At 68.8% G+C, this 18,029-nt stretch carries 16 protein-coding genes; 15 read left to right on the top strand and 1 reads right to left on the bottom strand.

The genetic code is table 11. From position 1 onward, the window contains the following. The first annotated feature begins 43 nt into the window (after window positions 1-43). A complete protein-coding gene (gene efp / locus AC1D0A_RS03995; protein ID WP_018773146.1) occupies window positions 44-607 on the top strand; it encodes an elongation factor P in 564 nt (187 codons plus the stop codon). Next, window positions 607-1,017, top strand: coding sequence for a transcription antitermination factor NusB (gene nusB / locus AC1D0A_RS03990; RefSeq protein WP_018773145.1), 411 nt, complete (start codon window positions 607-609; stop codon window positions 1,015-1,017). The genes efp and nusB overlap by 1 nt, the downstream gene beginning before the upstream one ends. A 75-nt stretch (window positions 1,018-1,092) precedes the next feature. Here nusB and AC1D0A_RS03985 read toward each other — a convergent pair whose 3' ends face one another. After that, window positions 1,093-2,367, bottom strand: a complete 1,275-nt coding sequence (locus AC1D0A_RS03985; RefSeq protein ID WP_243177372.1) for a PrsW family intramembrane metalloprotease — start codon at window positions 2,365-2,367, stop codon at window positions 1,093-1,095. Window positions 2,368-2,503: 136 nt separating this feature from the next. Here AC1D0A_RS03985 and pyrR point away from each other — a divergent pair, with 136 nt between their 5' ends. The 13 genes from pyrR to AC1D0A_RS03920 all read left to right on the top strand — a co-directional run bounded on the left by pyrR (window position 2,504) and on the right by AC1D0A_RS03920 (window position 18,021). Beyond that, window positions 2,504-3,130, top strand: coding sequence for a bifunctional pyr operon transcriptional regulator/uracil phosphoribosyltransferase PyrR (gene pyrR, locus AC1D0A_RS03980; protein WP_243177373.1), 627 nt, complete (start codon window positions 2,504-2,506; stop codon window positions 3,128-3,130). After that, entirely contained in the window at window positions 3,127-4,197 is a 1,071-nt protein-coding gene (locus AC1D0A_RS03975; RefSeq protein ID WP_243177374.1) for an aspartate carbamoyltransferase catalytic subunit, read from the top strand. Before pyrR ends, AC1D0A_RS03975 begins: the two co-directional genes overlap by 4 nt. Beyond that, complete coding sequence (locus AC1D0A_RS03970) at window positions 4,197-5,585, top strand: dihydroorotase (RefSeq protein WP_243177375.1); 1,389 nt, start codon at window positions 4,197-4,199, stop codon at window positions 5,583-5,585. The genes AC1D0A_RS03975 and AC1D0A_RS03970 overlap by 1 nt, the downstream gene beginning before the upstream one ends. Beyond that, window positions 5,582-6,103, top strand: coding sequence for a PH-like domain-containing protein (locus AC1D0A_RS03965; protein WP_243177376.1), 522 nt, complete (start codon window positions 5,582-5,584; stop codon window positions 6,101-6,103). Before AC1D0A_RS03970 ends, AC1D0A_RS03965 begins: the two co-directional genes overlap by 4 nt. Window positions 6,104-6,155: 52 nt before the next feature. Continuing rightward, entirely contained in the window at window positions 6,156-7,394 is a 1,239-nt protein-coding gene (gene carA / locus AC1D0A_RS03960; RefSeq protein WP_243177377.1) for a glutamine-hydrolyzing carbamoyl-phosphate synthase small subunit, read from the top strand. Next, window positions 7,394-10,693, top strand: coding sequence for a carbamoyl-phosphate synthase large subunit (carB, locus tag AC1D0A_RS03955; RefSeq protein ID WP_243177378.1), 3,300 nt, complete (start codon window positions 7,394-7,396; stop codon window positions 10,691-10,693). The genes carA and carB overlap by 1 nt, the downstream gene beginning before the upstream one ends. Then, the gene (gene pyrF, locus AC1D0A_RS03950; protein ID WP_243177379.1) at window positions 10,686-11,552 is read left to right on the top strand and encodes an orotidine-5'-phosphate decarboxylase; all 867 of its coding nucleotides are present in this window, start codon (window positions 10,686-10,688) and stop codon (window positions 11,550-11,552) included. The genes carB and pyrF overlap by 8 nt, the downstream gene beginning before the upstream one ends. Window positions 11,553-11,741: 189 nt before the next feature. Next, complete coding sequence (gene mihF / locus AC1D0A_RS03945) at window positions 11,742-12,059, top strand: integration host factor, actinobacterial type (RefSeq protein ID WP_028276460.1); 318 nt, start codon at window positions 11,742-11,744, stop codon at window positions 12,057-12,059. Window positions 12,060-12,099: 40 nt separating this feature from the next. Further along, window positions 12,100-12,672 (top strand): guanylate kinase, encoded by a 573-nt coding sequence (gene gmk, locus AC1D0A_RS03940; RefSeq protein WP_028276459.1) that lies wholly within the window; start codon window positions 12,100-12,102, stop codon window positions 12,670-12,672. 39 nt (window positions 12,673-12,711) lie between these two features. Further along, complete coding sequence (gene rpoZ / locus AC1D0A_RS03935) at window positions 12,712-12,972, top strand: DNA-directed RNA polymerase subunit omega (RefSeq protein ID WP_018773134.1); 261 nt, start codon at window positions 12,712-12,714, stop codon at window positions 12,970-12,972. Window positions 12,973-13,026: 54 nt separating this feature from the next. Next, the gene (locus tag AC1D0A_RS03930) at window positions 13,027-14,340 is read left to right on the top strand and encodes a bifunctional phosphopantothenoylcysteine decarboxylase/phosphopantothenate synthase (RefSeq protein ID WP_476945224.1); all 1,314 of its coding nucleotides are present in this window, start codon (window positions 13,027-13,029) and stop codon (window positions 14,338-14,340) included. Window positions 14,341-14,417: 77 nt separating this feature from the next. Next, entirely contained in the window at window positions 14,418-15,653 is a 1,236-nt protein-coding gene (gene metK / locus AC1D0A_RS03925) for a methionine adenosyltransferase (RefSeq protein WP_243177381.1), read from the top strand. A 178-nt stretch (window positions 15,654-15,831) separates the two neighbouring features. Continuing rightward, window positions 15,832-18,021, top strand: a complete 2,190-nt coding sequence (locus tag AC1D0A_RS03920) for a primosomal protein N' (RefSeq protein ID WP_476945223.1) — start codon at window positions 15,832-15,834, stop codon at window positions 18,019-18,021. The last annotated feature ends 8 nt before the right edge of the window (window positions 18,022-18,029 follow it).

Below are 18,029 nucleotides of genomic sequence, written 5' to 3'. Positions count from 1 at the left end.
TAGCACCGGTCGAATGGAACCATCGAGAAACTAAGAGGATACTGTGGCAACCACTAACGACATCAAGAACGGAACCGTCCTTAAGCTTGAGGGCCAGCTTTGGAACATCATCGAGTTCCAGCACGTCAAGCCCGGCAAGGGTGGCGCGTTCGTGCGCACCAAGATGCGCAACGTGATGTCCGGCAAGGTGGTCGACAAGACCTTCAACGCCGGACTGAAGATTGAGACCGCCACGGTGGACCGCCGCGACTACCAGTACCTGTACCAGGACGGCGCCGACTTCGTCTTCATGGACACCTCGGACTTCGACCAGCTCACCGTTTCCGCCGCCACCGTCGGCGACGCCACCAACTTCATGCTCGAGAACCAGATGGTCAACATCGCCATCCACGAGGGCAACCCGCTCTACATCGAGCTGCCCCCGAGCGTCGTCCTCGAAATCACCTACACCGAGCCGGGCCTGCAGGGCGACCGCTCCTCGGCCGGCACCAAGCCCGCCACCCTCGAAACCGGATACGAGATCCAGGTGCCGCTGTTCGTCGAGAACAACACCAAGGTCAAGGTCGACACCCGCGACGGCAGCTACCTCGGCCGGGTCAACGACTAGTGAGTGCGCGCGGTAAGGCCCGGAACCGGGCCCTCGATGTGCTCTTTGAGGCCGAGCAGCGCTCAGCCTCCGCGTTCGACGTGCTGAAGTCCCGCCGCGAGCAGACAGACCAGATCGTCAACCCCTACACCCTCGAAATCGTCGAAGGCGTGGTCTCGCACCAGGTGGCCATCGACGAATTCCTGGAGACCTATTCGCAGGGCTGGACCCTGGAGCGCATGCCCTCCGTGGACCGCATCATCCTGCGGATCGGCACGTGGGAACTGCTCTACAACGACGACGTCCCGGACGGCGTGGCGGTCAGCGAGGCCGTGGCCTTGGCCAAGACGCTCTCCACGGACGAGTCGCCGTCGTTCATCAACGGCCTGCTGGGCCGGCTGCAGCAGCTCAAGCCCTCGCTGCTGGCGTAAGCTCTCAGCGCCCCGAAGAACCCCGGCCAGGACATCCTGGCCGGGGTTCTTTCTTTTCCCCGGTTGCCCCGGTCCCTAACCGACGACGGCGGCCCGGAGCGCGGCGATCTCGGCGAGCTGGTGCTGCTCATCGCGCTGGTGTGCCGGCACGTCCCGGCCGCTGAGAATCCGTTGCCGGGTGAGGGCGAGCTGGGTGGCTGCATCGAGCAGCGCCTTCATCTGCACGCCCCGCCCGGTGGACCTGGCCCAGCGCAGCGCGGAACGGCGGCCGGCGGCAGTGGACAGCATGTCCACCTCGGCCGCGGTAAACCAGCCCGCGGCCGCGTATTCGGTCAGCCGCTGGCGCGTGAGCCTGCGCTCAGCCACCCGCAGCAGCACGATCACCAGCACCGCCAGCAGGAAGATCGGCACCTGCACCATCACATACCGGCCCAGGAAGTCCCGGCCCATGCTGTTCCAGGCGCTGTGCAGCAGCATCGCGGGGACGAGGCCGGCGAAGAACGCCAGCACGGACAGCCCGGTGCTCCCGCGGCCGGCGGCGAAGCCCATCACCAGACCGGTCGTACCCGTGAAGATGGCGTGGGCGAAGGGTGAGAGGACCCCGCGGAGAAAGAAGACCACCGCGAGGTCCGTGCCGGGGTCGCTGGATTCGGCGATGGCGCGGCCGAAGTAGAGGATGTTCTCGGTAAATGCGAAGCCCGCCGCGATGGTGAAGGCGAACACCACACCGTCGACCGGTCCGTTGAAGTGTTTCGGGGCAAAGAGCACGAGCAACAGCAGCCCCAGGGACTTGGCGAATTCCTCCACCACCGGTGCCTGGACCGTCACGGCGAACGTCGTATAGTCCAGTCCCGAGGCAGGCCCGGCCACCAGTGAGAAATAGGGCTGGATCAGCATCGTCACCGCGATCGAGACGACGGCTCCCCAGGCAAACGCGAAAAGCAGCAGGGGTTTCGGCTCGGGTTCCCAGCGGTCGATGAAGCGCACCGTCAGCAACACGGTCCCCAGGGGAACCAGCGAGGCCACGAAACCAATGGCAAAGCCGGTGATTCCGGTCCTTTCCAGCAGGAAGGGCACCACCAGGAAGAGGCAGAGGACCGCCAGGAATCCGCCGGCCATCACCAGGCCAAAAACACCGGAACCGCGGCCGTTCTTCCAGCCCGGTCTGCCTCCCGCCGGCCCGGCGGGAGGCAGCGCCGGCCGCAACTGGCCGCCGTCGTTGGCAGGAGCCTGCTGGTAGTTCGCCGGCTGGACACGCCCCAGCCACGTCGGGTTGGCCTGCCGGGGCAGCGGCCCCTGGCGCGGGCCGCCGGGGTGTTCATGCCCCGGCCGCGGTCCGTTCATCGTCATGGAACCGAGCCTATGTCCGTGTGAGGTTAAACGCATTCCGGCGGCGACGGGGCGACGGTGCCGTTGTGGTAATTTGAAAGAGCAAATAATCCTTTTTTAATTCCGTCCCGTGAGGCGGGGAAAGGGGAGACGAGCTTTGACTTCCGTGCCTTCAGCACCGGGTCCGGCGCAGGTGGTGCTCACCCGGGTTGTCCTCAACCAGGCTGACATCGACCGCGCGCTCACTCGTATCGCCCATGAAATTCTTGAGGCCAACAAGGGCTCCCAGGACCTCGTCCTGCTGGGCATCCCGCGCCGGGGCTATCCCCTCGCCGTCCGCCTCGCCGCCAAGATCGCCGCCGCGGATCCCACCGTGGACGCCGCCGCCATCGTCGGTCAACTCGACGTCACGATGTTCCGCGACGACCTCTCGCACCAGCCCACCAGGCCGCCGTACCCCACCCAGCTGCCGCGCACCGGCATCGACAACAAAGTTGTGGTGCTGATCGACGACGTGCTCTATTCCGGGCGCACCATCCGGGCAGCACTGGACGCCCTCATCGATCTCGGCCGGCCGCGGATTGTCCGCCTCGCGGTGCTGATCGACCGCGGCCACCGGGAACTGCCCATCCGCGCCGACCATGTCGGCAAGAACCTGCCCACCTCCTCATCGGAGAAGGTCCGGGTCCGGCTCGAGGAAACCGATTCTGCCGGAGGCGGGGCAACAGACGGCGCCCCCGACGGCGCCCCCGTCAATGAAGTCGTCATCGAGGCCACCGCATGAGGCACCTGCTCTCCACCGAAGACCTGAGCCTGCACAACGCCATCCGCATCCTGGACACCGCCGAGGAAATGGCTGCGGTGGGGGAGCGCGAGGTCAAAAAGCTCCCCGCCCTGCGGGGGCGCACCGTGGTCAACCTCTTCTTCGAGGACTCCACCCGCACCCGGATCTCCTTCGAAGCCGCCGCCAAGCGGCTCTCCGCCGACGTCATCAACTTCGCCGCGAAGGGCTCGTCCGTCTCCAAGGGCGAGTCGCTGAAGGACACCGCCCAGACCCTCGCCGCGATGGGCGCCGACGCCGTGGTCATCCGGCACTGGGCCTCCGGCGCCCCGCACCGGCTCGCCGCGACCGACTGGATCGACGCCGCCGTCATCAACGCCGGCGACGGCACCCACGAACACCCCACCCAGGCGTTGCTGGACGCGTTCACGATGCGCCGGCACTGGTCGAAGCTCGCCGGCACGCCGTCTGCCGGCGCCGACCTCAAAGGCATGCGCGTCGCCATCGCCGGTGACGTCCTGCACTCGCGCGTTGCCCGCTCCAACGTCTGGCTGCTGCGCACCCTCGGCGCCGAGGTCACCCTCGTCGCGCCGCCCACGCTGCTCCCCATCGGCGTCGAAAAATGGCCGTGCGCCGTCAGCTTTGACCTCGACGAGACCCTCGCGCAAGGCGTGGACGCCATGATGATGCTCCGCGTCCAGGGCGAACGGATGAATGCCTCGTTCTTCCCCACCACGCGCGAATACTCGCGGCGCTGGGGCTTCGACGACAACCGGCTCCGTGCCCTCGACAGCCTGGGGCTCAAGGACACCATCATCATGCACCCCGGCCCCATGAACCGCGGCCTGGAAATCTCCGCGGCCGCGGCCGACTCGCCCCGCTCCACCGTGCTGGCGCAGGTGCGCAACGGCGTCTCTGTCCGGATGGCGGCTCTGTACCTGCTGCTGTCCGGGGAAAACCGCGAGCCCGCCGTCGCACCAGTTTCTGCCCCTGCCTCTGCCTCTGCGGCCGCGTCCGCGGCGCACGCCGCCATTCCGAACCTCACTTATTCCCACCAGGAGAGCCACTGATGGCCGATCAGCACCAGAACGCAGACAACAGCGGCGCCTACCTCATCCGGGGGGCCTCGATCCTGGGCGGAGCAGCCGGGGACATCCTGATCCGGGACGGCGTGATCGCCGCCCGCGGCCGTCAGCTGGACGCCGACGGCGCCGGGGTGCGGGACGCAACAGTAATTGACGCCGCGGGCCTTGTCGCGCTCCCGGGCATGGTGGACATCCACACCCACCTGCGCGAACCCGGCCGCGAAGACGCCGAAACCGTCGAAACCGGCACCCGGGCCGCCGCCCTGGGCGGCTACACGGCCGTGCACGCCATGGCCAACAGCACCCCGGTGGCGGACACCGCCGGCGTCGTGGAGCAAGTCCTCACCCTTGGCCGAACCGCCGGCTGGGTGGACGTCCGCCCGGTGGGAGCAGTCACCGTGGGCCTCGCGGGGGAGCAGCTCGCCGAGCTCGGCGCCATGGCCGACTCCCGCGCCCACGTGCGGGTGTTCTCCGACGACGGCATCTGCGTCCACGATCCGGTGCTGATGCGCCGCGCGCTCGAATACGTCAAGGCATTCGACGGCGTCGTGGCCCAGCACGCGCAGGAACCCCGCCTCACCGCCGGCGCCCAGATGAACGAGGGGGAGGTCTCCGCCGTCCTCGGCCTGGCCGGCTGGCCGGCCGTCGCCGAAGAGAGCATCATCGCCCGGGACGTGCTGCTGGCCCAGCACGTCGGGTCCCGCCTGCACGTCTGCCACGTCTCCACGGCCGGGTCCGTGGAGATCATCCGCTGGGCCAAGTCCCGCGGCGTCAACGTCACGGCCGAGGTCACCCCGCACCACCTCTGGCTCACGGATGAGCTCGCCCGCAGCTACGACCCCGTCTACAAGGTCAACCCGCCGCTGCGCACGGACGCCGATGTCCAGGCCCTCCGGGCCGCCCTGGCCGACGGCACGATCGACGTCGTCGGCACCGACCATGCACCGCACCCGAGCGAACACAAGGAATGCGAGTGGGCGCAGGCAGCCATGGGCATGACCGGGCTGGAAACCGCGCTCTCCGTGGTCCAGCACACCATGATCGAAACAGGCCTGATGGGCTGGGAGGATTTTGCCCGCGTGACCTCCACGGCGCCGGCCGCCATTGGTCGGGTCCAGGACCAGGGCCGCCCGCTCGAGGCCGGGGAGCCTGCCAACGTCATACTCGTGGACCCGGCTGCGCGCTGGACCGTGGACCCTTCTAAGATGGCAACCATGGGCCGTAACTCTCCGTTTGCCGGCCGGGAACTGCCGGGGAAGGTAGTGGCGACGTTCTTCAAGGGCCACCCGACCGTTCTCGACGGAAAACTCAACACCCCGTACCGGTGGCCGGCCGAAGCGCTCGACGCAGGACCGGCGGGCCGCCGCCCGTGAGTGTCAAGGACCTCTCGCTGCTCTTCACGCTCGTCCTGATTGGCGTCGCGCTTGCCCTCATCGCCGTCGGCTGGCGTAACCGCCTGCGCCGCCAGTCCGACGTCGAGCCCCTCCCCGAGGTTCCCGCCGAACTCGGCGCCCCGCTGGCCGCCGCCGACGGCCAGTACGTCGCCTCCACCACCGCCGGCGACTGGCTGGACCGGATCGCCGTGCACAATCTGGGCATCCGCACCAACGCCAAGCTCTCCGTGCACCCGGAAGGCGTGCTGTTCGAGCGCGCGGGCGCCGGCCCGGTGTTCATCCCGGCCGGACGCCTGACCGGTGTGCGGCAGGAAAGCGGCATGGCCGGAAAGTTCGTGGAAAAGGACGGCCTGCTGGTGCTCAGCTGGATGCTCGGTTCCCACGAACTCGACACCGGCTACCGGACGCGCCGCGCCGAGGACAAAGCCGTGCTCCTCACCACCCTCCAAGATTTGATCTCCGCAGCCCCTCAGGCAGAAGCCGATAGTGGAAAGTAACGACGTGACGGACCCCAACGAAGTGACAGCAACAGCAGTGTCAGAAAAATCAGTGACAGAAGCTGCAGAGCCAGCAAAGGCCGCCGCTGCAGCATCCACCCCCGCGGTCCTCGTGCTCGAGGACGGCCGGATTTTCCGCGGCACCAGCTACGGCGCCACCGGAACGGCCCTCGGCGAAGCAGTCTTCGCGACCGGCATGACCGGCTACCAGGAGACCATCACCGACCCCTCCTACGCACGCCAGCTCGTGGTCCAGACCGCGCCGCACATTGGCAACACCGGCGTCAACACCGACGACGCCGAGTCCCGCCGCATCTGGGTGGCCGGCTACATCGTCCGCGACGCCGCGCGCCGGCCCTCCAACTGGCGTTCCGAACGCCCCCTCGACGACGAGCTCGTCGAGCAGGGGATCGTCGGCATCCAGGGCGTCGACACCCGCGCCATCACCCGCCACCTGCGCGAACACAAGACCATGCGCGCCGGCATCTTCTCCGGCGACGCCGCCCGCGCCACGGACAAGGAACTCATCGACGCCGTCCTGGCCAGCGCGCCGATGGAAGGCTCACGGCTCGCCGAGGAAGTCAGCGTGGACGCCGCCTACACGGTGGAGCCCAAGGACTTCGGCTGGGACGGCGAGCCGCGGTTCAGCATTGCCGCTATCGACTTGGGCATCAAGCGCATGACCCCCGTCCGGTTCGCCGAGCGCGGGGTGCGGGTGCACGTGCTGCCCGCCACGGCAACCCTCGCCGACGTCCAGGCCGTCAACCCGGACGGCTTCTTCATGTCCAACGGCCCCGGCGACCCCGCCACCGCGGACAACCAGGTGGCGCTGCTGCGCTCCGTGCTCGATGAGAAGATCCCGTACTTCGGTATCTGCTTCGGCAACCAGATCCTCGGCCGGGCCCTCGGGTTCGGCACCTACAAGCTCCGCTACGGCCACCGCGGCCTGAACCAGCCCGTGATGGACCGCCGCACCGGCAAGGTCGAAATTACTTCGCAGAACCACGGCTTCGCCGTCGACGCCCCGCTCAACGGCGCCACCCAGGCCCCCGAGGAACGCTTCGGCCGCGTCGAGGTCAGCCACGTGAGCCTCAACGACGACGTCGTCGAAGGACTGTCCTGCCTAGACATTCCGGCCTTCTCCGTGCAGTACCACCCCGAAGCGGCCGCCGGCCCGCACGACGCCGCCTACCTCTTCGACCGCTTCATCGAACTGATGGCGGACGCTTCTTCAAAGACAGAGACCGGCACAAAGACTGCCACCGATTCCAAGACTGAGGACACGAAGTAATGCCCAAGAGAACTGACCTCAAGAGCGTCATGGTCATCGGGTCCGGCCCGATCGTGATCGGCCAGGCGGCCGAATTCGATTACTCCGGCACCCAGGCTCTGCGCGTCCTCAAGGAGGAAGGCCTGCGGGTCATCCTCGTCAACTCCAACCCGGCCACGATCATGACGGACCCCGAGTTCGCGGACGCGACCTACATCGAGCCGATCACCCCCGAAGTGGTGGAGAAAATCATCGCCAAGGAGCGCCCCGACGCGCTCCTGCCGACCCTCGGCGGCCAGACGGCCCTCAACACGGCCATCGCGCTGGACAAGAACGGCGTCCTGGAGAAGTACAACGTCGAGCTGATCGGCGCCAACATTGCCGCGATTGAGCTGGGCGAGGACCGCGAGAAGTTCAAGGGCGTCGTCGAGCGCTGCGGCGCCGAGTCGGCCCGCAGCCACATCATCCACACCATGGACGAGGCACTCGCCGCGGCCGGTGACCTCGGTTACCCGATGGTCGTCCGGCCCTCCTTCACCATGGGCGGCCTGGGCTCCGGGCTGGCCTACGACGAGGGGGACCTGCGCCGGATTGTCGGCCAGGGCCTGCAGTACAGCCCCACGTCCGAGGTGCTGCTCGAAGAGAGCATCCTCGGCTGGAAGGAGTACGAGCTCGAGATGATGCGGGACAAGAACGACAACGTCGTGGTGGTCTGCTCCATCGAGAACTTCGACCCGGTCGGCGTGCACACGGGCGACTCGATCACTGTCGCCCCGGCCCTGACCCTGACGGACCGCGAATACCAGCGGCTGCGCGACATCTCCATCGCGGTCATCCGCGAGGTCGGCGTCGACACCGGCGGCTGCAACATCCAGTTTGCCGTCGAGCCGGACACCGGCCGCGTCGTCGTGATCGAAATGAACCCCCGCGTCTCCCGTTCCTCCGCCCTCGCGTCCAAGGCCACCGGCTTCGCGATCGCCAAGATCGCCACGAAGCTGTCCCTTGGCTACACCCTGGACGAGATCCCGAACGACATCACCCAGAAGACCCCGGCGTCCTTCGAACCGACCCTGGACTACGTGGTGGTGAAGGTCCCGCGCTTCGCGTTCGAGAAGTTCCCGGCGGCGGACCCCACCCTGACCACCACCATGAAGTCGGTGGGCGAGGCCATGGCCATGGGCCGGAACTTCACCGAGGCGCTGCAGAAGGCCTTGCGCTCCCTGGAGCAGAAGGGCTCCCAGCTGGACTTCAGCCACGTCCCGGAATGGGAAGTCGCGGAGCTGATCGAGAAGGCCAAGCGTCCCACCACCGAGCGCCTGCACCAGGTGCAGCGGGCCTTGCTCGGCGGCGCCACCGCGGAACAGCTCTTCGAGGCGACCAAGATCGACCCCTGGTACCTGGACCAGCTCCAGCTGCTGAACGAGATCTCGCTCGAAATCCGCCAGGCCGCGGCGCTGACGCCGGAGATGCTGACCCGCGCCAAGCGCCACGGCTTCTCCGACGAACAGATCGGTGCGCTGACCCACAACTCCGAGGACGTCGTCCGCGGGGTCCGGCAGGCCCTGGGCATCCGTCCCGTCTACAAGACCGTGGACACCTGCGCGGCCGAGTTCGCCGCCTATACCCCGTACCACTACTCCTCCTATGACGAGGAGGACGAGGTTGCGCTGCACGCCAAGCCGTCCATCATCATCCTCGGGTCCGGCCCCAACCGGATCGGCCAGGGTATCGAGTTCGACTACTCCTGCGTGCACGCCTCGATGGCGCTGCGCAAGGCCGGCTACGAGACCGTGATGGTCAACTGCAACCCGGAGACCGTCTCCACCGACTACGACGTCTCCACCCGGCTCTACTTCGAACCGCTCACCCTGGAGGACGTCCTTGAGGTCATCGCGGCCGAGGAGCGCACCGGCGGCGTCATGGGCGTCTTCGTCCAGCTCGGCGGCCAGACCCCGCTCAAGCTCGCCCAGCAGCTCGCAGACGCCGGCGTGCCGATCCTCGGCACCTCGCCGGAGGCAATCGACCTCGCCGAACACCGCGGCGCCTTCTCACGCGTCCTCGACAAGGCCGGGCTCGTCTCGCCGAAGAACGGCACCGCCGTGTCCTTCGAGGACGCCAAGAAGATCGCCGACGAGATCGGCTACCCGGTCCTGGTCCGGCCCTCCTACGTCCTCGGCGGACGTGGCATGGAGATCGTCTACGACGAGCCCAACCTCTCCCGCTACATCGCCAACGCCACCGAGATCACCCCCGACCACCCGGTGCTGATCGACCGCTTCCTCGAGGACGCCGTCGAGATCGACGTCGATGCCCTCTACGACGGCACGGAGATGTACCTCGGCGGCATCATGGAACACATCGAGGAGGCCGGCATCCACTCCGGCGACTCGGCCTGCGTCCTGCCGCCCATCACCCTGGGCGGCAACGTGCTGGAACGGGTGCGGACCGCCACCCTGGCGATCGCCGAGGGCGTGGGCGTCCGCGGCCTGATCAACATCCAGTTCGCCCTGGCCTCCGACGTGCTCTACGTCCTCGAAGCCAACCCGCGCGCGTCCCGCACCGTCCCGTTCGTCTCCAAGGCCACGGGTGTCCAGATGGCGAAAGCCGCGGCCCTGATCGGCACCGGCGTCACCATCAACCAGCTCCGCAGCGCCTACAAGATGCTGCCGGAGAGCGGCGACGGCTCCACCCTGCCGCTGGACGCGCCGGTCTCGGTCAAGGAAGCCGTGCTGCCGTTCAGCCGCTTCCGCACCCCGGAGGGCAAAGTGGTCGACTCCCTGCTCGGCCCGGAAATGCGCTCCACGGGCGAGGTCATGGGCATCGACAAGCACTTCGACACGGCCTTCGCCAAGAGCCAGGCGGCCGCGAACAACGCCCTGCCCACCGAGGGCAAGATCTTCGTCTCGGTGGCCAACCGGGACAAGCGCTCGGTCATCATGGGCGTCAAGCGGCTCTCGGACCTCGGCTTCGAGATCGTCTCCACCGGCGGCACGGCCGACGTGCTCCGCCGCAACGGGATCCAGGCCACCCCGGTCCGGAAGGTCGCCGAAGGCTCCAGCGCCGAAGGCGAAGGCACCATCGCCGACCTCATCATCGCCGGCGAGATCGACATGGTCTTCAACACCCCCTCCGGCGGCGAGGCCCGCAGCGACGGCTACGAACTCCGTGCCGCCGCGACCTCGATCGGGATCCCGTGCATCACCACCGTGGCCGAGTTCAACGCCGCCGTCCAGGCCATCGAGGCGCTGCGCACCTACGAATGGTCGGTCACGAGCCTGCAGGAACACGCCGCGAACCTGAAGGCGCTCCAGGATGCCTGAGGCATCCACCGCCCCGGCGGCCGGCCGGGAAACCTTCGGCTCCCGGCTGGGGCGGGCCATGGCGGACCGCGGCCCGCTGTGCGTCGGCATCGACCCGCACCCGGCGCTGCTGCAGCGCTGGGGGCTCACTGACGACGCCGCCGGGCTGGAACGCTTCTCGCTGACCGTGCTGGAGGCAGTGGGCTCCCTCGCTGCCGCGGTGAAACCGCAGGTGGCCCTGTACGAGCGCCACGGATCGGCTGGAATCGCCGTGCTCGAACGCACCCTGGCCGCGGCGGCGGAAGCGTCCGTGCTGACCATCGCGGACGCCAAACGCGGCGACATCGGCTCCACCATGGCCGCCTACGCGGATGCCTGGCTGCGGGACGGCTCGGCCCTGGCCGCGGATTCGGTGACGTTGAGCCCGTACCTGGGCTTTGAGTCGCTCCGGCCCGCCCTGGACCTGGCGGCCGGGACCGGGCGCGGGGTGTTCGTCCTCGCGCTGACCTCGAACCCGGAGGGCGCCTCGGTCCAGCACGTCGGCGGGGCGGATTCCGTCGCACGGCGGATCACCGAAGCGGCCGCGGTGGAGAACCAGCGCTATGACGGTTCGCTCGGTTCCGTGGGCCTGGTGGTCGGTGCGACAGTGGGCTCGGCCCTCTCCGCACTCGATATCGATCTGGCGGCGGTCCGCGGGCCCATCCTGGCCCCGGGGCTGGGCGCTCAGGGCGCCACCGCCGCGGACCTGCGCCGCACGTTCGGTGCGGCCTATCCCCAGGTCCTGGGCACCTCGAGCCGGGACATCCTCGGCGCCGGACCGCAGCTGCAGTCCCTCCGGGATGCCGCGCGGCGCACCCTCGACGAACTCCTCGCGGCTTAGCGGCAGCCGCCTCGCCGGSCCSGGGCCSGMGCTGCCGGACCCGGGCCGGGGGCTGTCCCGTTCGGGATTGCGCTTTTCCCGTTCCCGAACTGGCCGGCGCGCAGATTTCCATTGATTTCTGCCGCCGCCTGACGGTAGGTTCGGGGCAAGGGCATGAGTGCCCCGTCCCGCCATGCAGGGAGGCCTTCCGTGAGTTTGAGACCACTCACTCCTCAGGAGCGTTCCGACGCCCTTCGCAAGGCCGCTGCCGCAAGAGCCACCAGGGCCGAGGCAAAGGAGCGGCTCAAGACGGGCGAGCTGACCATCGCCAATGTCATCAGTGCAGGCGAATCCGACGACGCCATTGCCCGCATGAGAATCGTGGAGCTGCTCGAGGCCCTGCCCGGGATCGGCCGGGTCCGGGCGGCGGCCATCATGGACCAGCTCGGCATCGCACAATCCCGACGGGTCCGCGGCCTGGGAATCCACCAGCGCCGGGCGCTGGTAGATTTTATTGACGACAAGTAGCCCGGTCCGCCGAGCTGCCCACCACCGCCCAAAGGAATATGTGAGCAAGAAACCGGGACTGACAGTCCTCGCCGGCCCGACGGCTGTTGGCAAAGGCACCGTGTCCACCTACATCCGGGACAACTACCCCGGCGTCTGGCTCTCCGTGTCGGCCACTACGCGTCCGCCGCGGCCGGGGGAGCAGGACGGGATCCACTACTTCTTCAAATCGGCCGAGGAATTCGATTCCCTGGTCGAAAACGGCGAACTGCTCGAGTGGGCCGTCGTCCATGGCCGGAACCGCTACGGCACGCTGCGGAGCACGGTTGACGCCGCCATTGCCGAGGGCCGCTCGGTGCTGCTGGAGATCGATCTGCAGGGCGCCCGGCAGGTCAAGCAGGCCGTCCCGGATGCCCAGTTTGTGTTCCTGGCGCCCCCGAGCTGGGACGAAATGGTCCGCCGGCTGGTCGGCCGCGGCACGGAAAGCGCCGAAGAACAGCAGCAGAGGCTGGAAACCGCTAAACTAGAACTTGCCGCTGAACCGGAGTTCGACCACACCGTCATCAATGATGACGTTCGTCGGGCAGCGGACGAGCTTGTTTCACTCATGGGGCTGACCCCGAACCCGCGCTAGGCGCCGGGACGTACCGGCCCGTTAGAATTTGGAGAATTCGTGTCCACGAACCTTGAAGGCATCATCAACCCGCCGATCGACGAGCTGCTGAAGGCCGCCGACTCGAAGTACGGACTGGTGATTTTTGGTGCCAAGCGCGCACGCCAGATCAACGCGTACTACGCCCAGCTGCATGAGGGCCTGTTTGAGTACGTTGGCCCGCTGGTCGACACCAAGCTGAACGAGAAGTCCCTGTCGATCGCCCTGCGCGAGATCAACGAAGGCAAGCTCGTCTCCACGCCGATCGAAACCGCAGAGTAATTCCCCCCCCGCGGGAAGAGCCAAGTAAACAGACTGCCTGTTGACGGAGATCATGTGCGCATAGTCCTCGGAGTCGGGGGAGGGATTGCCGCCTACAAGGTGGCATCGCTCCTCCGGCTTTTTACTGAAGCCGGGCATGACGTCACGGTCATCCCCACCGAGGCGGCCACCCGCTTCGTCGGCGTCGCCACGTGGGAGGCCCTGTCCGGGCACCCGGTGAGCAACAGCGTGTTCGACGCCGTCCACACGGTCAACCATGTCCGGCTCGGCCACGAGGCCGAACTGATCGTCGTTGCCCCGGCCACGGCCGATCTCCTGGCCCGTGCGGCCAGCGGCCAGGCCGATGACCTCCTCACCAATACCCTGCTGATGGCCGGCGACTGCCCTGTGCTCATGGCCCCGGCCATGCACACCGAAATGTGGCAACACCCCGCCACCGAAGCCAACGTCGAAACCCTGCGCAGCCGCGGCGTCACGGTGCTGGAACCCGCGAGCGGGCGGCTGACCGGCGCCGACTCCGGGCCCGGCCGCCTGCCCGAGCCCGAGGCGATCTTCACCGCCGCCATGGCCCTCGCCGGCGCCGGCACGGCTGCCGCTTTTGAGGCGAGGCCGGCCGTTGACGCGGACGCGACCACTGACCTGGCCGCCGCGCCGGCAGCGGCGCAGCCGGCGGTGACGCCGTTGGCCGGACTGACGGTGACCATCAGTGCCGGCGGCACCCGGGAACCGCTGGACCCCGTACGGTTCCTCGGCAACCGCTCCTCCGGCAAGCAGGGCGTGGCCCTGGCCGCGGCCGCCCGCGCAGCCGGCGCCCGCGTCCGCCTGCTGGCCGCCCACATGGAAGTCCCGGCGCCCGCCGGCGTCGAACTCGTCCCGGTCGAAACTGCCCTGGAACTGCGGGAGGCGGCGCTGCACGCGGCCGCCGACTCCGACGTCGTCATCATGGCTGCCGCGGTCGCGGACTTCCGGCCGGCGGACGTCGCCGGGACCAAGATCAAGAAACGCGACGACGTCGCCGATCCCGTGATCAACCTGGTGCGCAACCCCGACATCCTGCGCGAACTCGTCGAGGTCCGCGACGCCGCGTCCCGGAATCAGCTGATCGTCGGCTTCGCCGCCGAGACGGGCGATGCCGACGGTGATGTCCTGGACTATGCCCGGGCCAAGCTGCACCGGAAAGCCTGCGACCTGCTGGTCGTCAACCAGGTGGGCCGGGACTTGGTCTTTGGCGAGGACACGAACACAGTAGTCATCCTTTCCCGTGACGGCTCCGAACCCCAAGAGGCGTCGGGTTCCAAATCCGACGTCGCGGCTGCCGTGATCGACCGGATCAGCGCCGAGCTGAGCCGGGCTGTACCGCCGGCGTAGCCCGGCGTAACCAACATCTCCTTAGCACGGGGACACACGCCGCCGGACGTCCGTTATCCAACCAGTAAGGTAGTTGAGTGACTTTACCGCTGCACATCCCCGCCTTCCACGGGTCCACGCCCGCCGCGCTCCGGCTCTTCACGTCCGAGTCCGTGACGGAGGGCCACCCCGATAAGATCTGTGACCAGATCAGCGATGCGATCCTCGACGCCCTGCTCGACAAAGACCCCGAGTCCCGGGTAGCCGTGGAGACGCTGGCCACCACCGGGCTGGTCCACGTCGCGGGCGAGGTCACCACAGACGCCTACGTCGAGATCCCCCAGATTGTCCGGGAGACCATCCTGGGCATCGGGTACGATTCTTCGGCCAACGGCTTCGACGGCGCCCGGTGCGGCGTCTCGGTATCCATCGGCCAGCAGTCCAACGACATCGCCGGCGGCGTGTTCAACTCCCTCGAAGCGCGTGAGGGCCGCCAGGAGGACGACTACGACCTCCAGGGCGCCGGCGACCAGGGACTCATGTTCGGCTACGCCAGCGACGAAACGCCGTCCTACATGCCCGTGCCGATCTGGCTCGCGCACCGTCTCTCCGAGCGCCTGACCGAGGTCCGCAAGAACGGCGAACTCGCCTACCTGCGCCCGGACGGCAAGACCCAGGTCACCGTAGGCTACGACGGCGACCGCCCGGTCTCGGTCGAAACCGTCGTCATCTCCAGCCAGCACGCCGAAGGCACCAGCCTGGACCAGCTCCGGGCCGACCTCGCCGAGCTCGTGGTGGGACCGGTCATGGCACTGTCCAACCTGGACACCTCACGGACCCGCAACATCCTCAACCCCGCAGGCGCCTTTGTGATTGGCGGCCCGGTGGGGGACGCCGGCCTCACCGGCCGCAAGATCATCGTCGACACCTACGGCGGCATGGCCCGCCACGGCGGCGGCGCGTTCTCCGGCAAGGACCCGTCGAAGGTGGACCGCTCGGCCGCCTACGCAATGCGCTGGGTCGCCAAGAACGTGGTGGCCGCCGGCCTCGCCAAGCGTGCCGAAATCCAGATCGCCTACGCGATCGGCCAGGCCCGCCCGGTGGGAACCTACGTTGAGACGTTCGGAACCGAAACCGTGGACCCGGCCCGCATCAGCGCCGCGATCGCCGAGATCTTCGACCTGCGCCCGCGGGCCATCATCGACGCCCTCGACCTCAAGCGCCCGATCTACGCCAAGACCGCCGCCCACGGACACTTCGGCCGCGAAGACCCGGACTTCACGTGGGAACGCCTGGACCGGGTGGACGAGCTGAAGGCGTTCTTTAACGCCTAAGGCCCGGGACCGCACCGGCGTTCTGGGGCGTTTTGTCAGTGCCTCGTGATCTGCTGTAGCCAGGCCGCCTCCCGGTGGCCTGGCTACACGCTTTTTGAGTGCACTGCTTTTAGGGCCTGAATTTGAGTACCCGGTCAGAAGGTCGTTGTCGAAACAATCCGGAGGGGAGGTGCGAGCCGTGAGTCCCAATCCTGCCGGCGGCGCGCCCGGTGAACCCCAGCAGCTGTCCCTGCTCCAGGGTTTTCCCGCCTCCGCCGCGGAAGCGTCCGGGCCTGCCCTTGCGGCCCACCTGCCGGTGGCGCGGGTGCTGATCGAGTCCTCGCTGCCCCACCTGGACAGGCCTTTCGACTACAGCGTCCCCGCCGCCCTCGACGCCGACGCCATGCCCGGAGTCCGGGTCAAGGTCAAATTCAACGGGCAGGAACTGGCCGGATACCTGCTGGAGCGCACCGCCGGATCCGACGCCGGCCACCCCCTGGTGCCGCTGCACAAGGTGCTCTCCGCTGTCCCGGTCCTGACCCCCGCTGTAGCCGAGCTCGCCGGCCGGATCGCCTCGCGCTACGCCGGAACGGTCAGCGATGTCCTGCGCGTTGCCGTGCCGCCGCGCATGGCCAAGCTGGAAAAGGAATTCGCCCCGGACGGCCGGCTCGATCCCGCGCTGTTCGGCACCGAAACGTTCGGTCTGGCGACCTACGTGTCGCTTCCGTCGCCGGCTGCCGGCAGCGTCTGGACCCGGTACCGCAACGGTGCGGCATTCCTCGCCCACCTCGCCGCGGGGGAGTCGCCCCGGGCCGTGCTGACCGCCCTGCAGGGGTACGGGCCCGCCGGCTGGCCGCGGATGATCGCCGAAGCGGTGGCCGCGGTACGGATCTCCGGCCGCGGCGCCGTCGTGGTGGTGCCCGACTACCGGGACCTTGACCGCGTGGAATCTGCCCTGCTGGAACTGCTTCCCGCCGGCGACGTCGCCCGGCTCACCGCGGACGACGGCCAGACGCCGCGCTACCGCAGCTTCCTGCGCGTGCTCAGCGGCGCCGCCGGGGTCGCCGTGGGCACGCGGTCCGCGGCCTACGCACCGGTGCCGAACCTCGGGCTCGTCATCTGCTGGGACGACGGCGACGACCTCCACATCGAGCAGCGCTCCCCGTACGCGCACACCCGCGAAGTCCTCCTGCTCCGGGCCGGCCAGGAAGGGGCCGCGTGCCTGCTCGCGGCCCATTCGCGCAGCACCGAAACGGAGCGGCTGGTCGCCTCCGGCTGGGCCCAGGCCGTGGAAGCTGACCGGGCCGTCGTGCGGCGGACGGTCCCGCGGGTCCTGAACACAGCCGACAGCTACGAACTCGAGCATGACCCGCTCGCCCGGATCGCCAGGCTCCCCGGTGCGGCCTGGCGGGCCGCCAAGGAGGGCCTGGAACGGGGTCCGGTCCTGGTCCAGGTGGCCCGCGCCGGCTACGCCCCCTCGCTGGTGTGCGACACCTGTCGTGAACCGGCCCGCTGCACCGCCTGCAGCGGCCCCCTGGCGATCGCCGGCCCGGCCGGGAGCAGCGCCGTGCCGCAATGCCGCTGGTGCTCGGCCCCTGCCCCGGCCTGGCGCTGCGGCACGTGCAACGGCGCCAGGCTAAGGCGCGGCGCCACGGGAGCCCTCCGCACCGCGGAGGAGCTGGGCCGTGCGTTTCCGGGGAAACCGGTCGTCACCTCCTCCGGGGACCAGATCAAGGCCACTGTTGCGGGGACCGCGGCTCTCGTGGTGGCCACCGTCGGTGCCGAACCGGTGGCCTTCGGCGGGTACGCCGCAGCCCTGCTGCTCGACGGCGACTCGCTGCTGCGCCGGGAAAACCTGAGGGCGGGGGAGGACGCGGTCCGCCGCTGGTTCAACGCCGCGGCCCTGGTGCGGCCCGCTTCCGAGGGCGGCCTGGTAGTCATCACGGCCGACGACGCCGCCGGGGTTGGCGCCCTGCTGCGCTGGGATCCCGCCGGATACGCCAGCCGGGAACTGGCACTGCGGCAGGAGCTGCAGCTGCCGCCCGCCGTGCGGGTCGCCTCCGTCACCGGCGGCAGGACCGCCGTCGGCCATTTCACGGATGCCATTCAGCAGCGGCTGGCGGCGCAGGGAACCGTCCTCCGGACCGCCGGGCCCGCGCCCGTCATTCTGCCGGCGGCCGCGGGGGCAGGCCGCACGCCGCCGCGGGATGCTGTGCCCCGAGATGCTGTGCCCCGGGACTCCGGCGAGGAGGTCCGGACCCTGCTGTTCATCCCCTACGCCCAGGCCGCGGCTGCCACGGCCGTCATGCGGGCCGTCAAGGCGGCGGCCGCAGCCAAGCGCAGCGACGACCCGGTGCAACTGCGCCTGGACGGCGTCGACGTCCTGTAGGACATTCC

The organism is Arthrobacter sp. P1_D4, assembly GCF_056406115.1.
Note: the sequence above shows the minus strand (reverse complement) of the source record. Positions and strands in the feature narration are given on the sequence as shown.

What these genes read in the sequence shown, in the direction of transcription:
- AC1D0A_RS03985 (WP_243177372.1), bottom strand. Translation starts at nt 2,367, where the DNA reads ATGACGATGAACGGACCGCGGCCGGGGCATGAACACCCCGGCGGCCCG.
- AC1D0A_RS03975 (WP_243177374.1), top strand. Translation starts at nt 3,127, where the DNA reads ATGAGGCACCTGCTCTCCACCGAAGACCTGAGCCTGCACAACGCCATC.
- AC1D0A_RS03970 (WP_243177375.1), top strand. Translation starts at nt 4,197, where the DNA reads ATGGCCGATCAGCACCAGAACGCAGACAACAGCGGCGCCTACCTCATC.
- carB (WP_243177378.1), top strand. Translation starts at nt 7,394, where the DNA reads ATGCCCAAGAGAACTGACCTCAAGAGCGTCATGGTCATCGGGTCCGGC.
- pyrF (WP_243177379.1), top strand. Translation starts at nt 10,686, where the DNA reads ATGCCTGAGGCATCCACCGCCCCGGCGGCCGGCCGGGAAACCTTCGGC.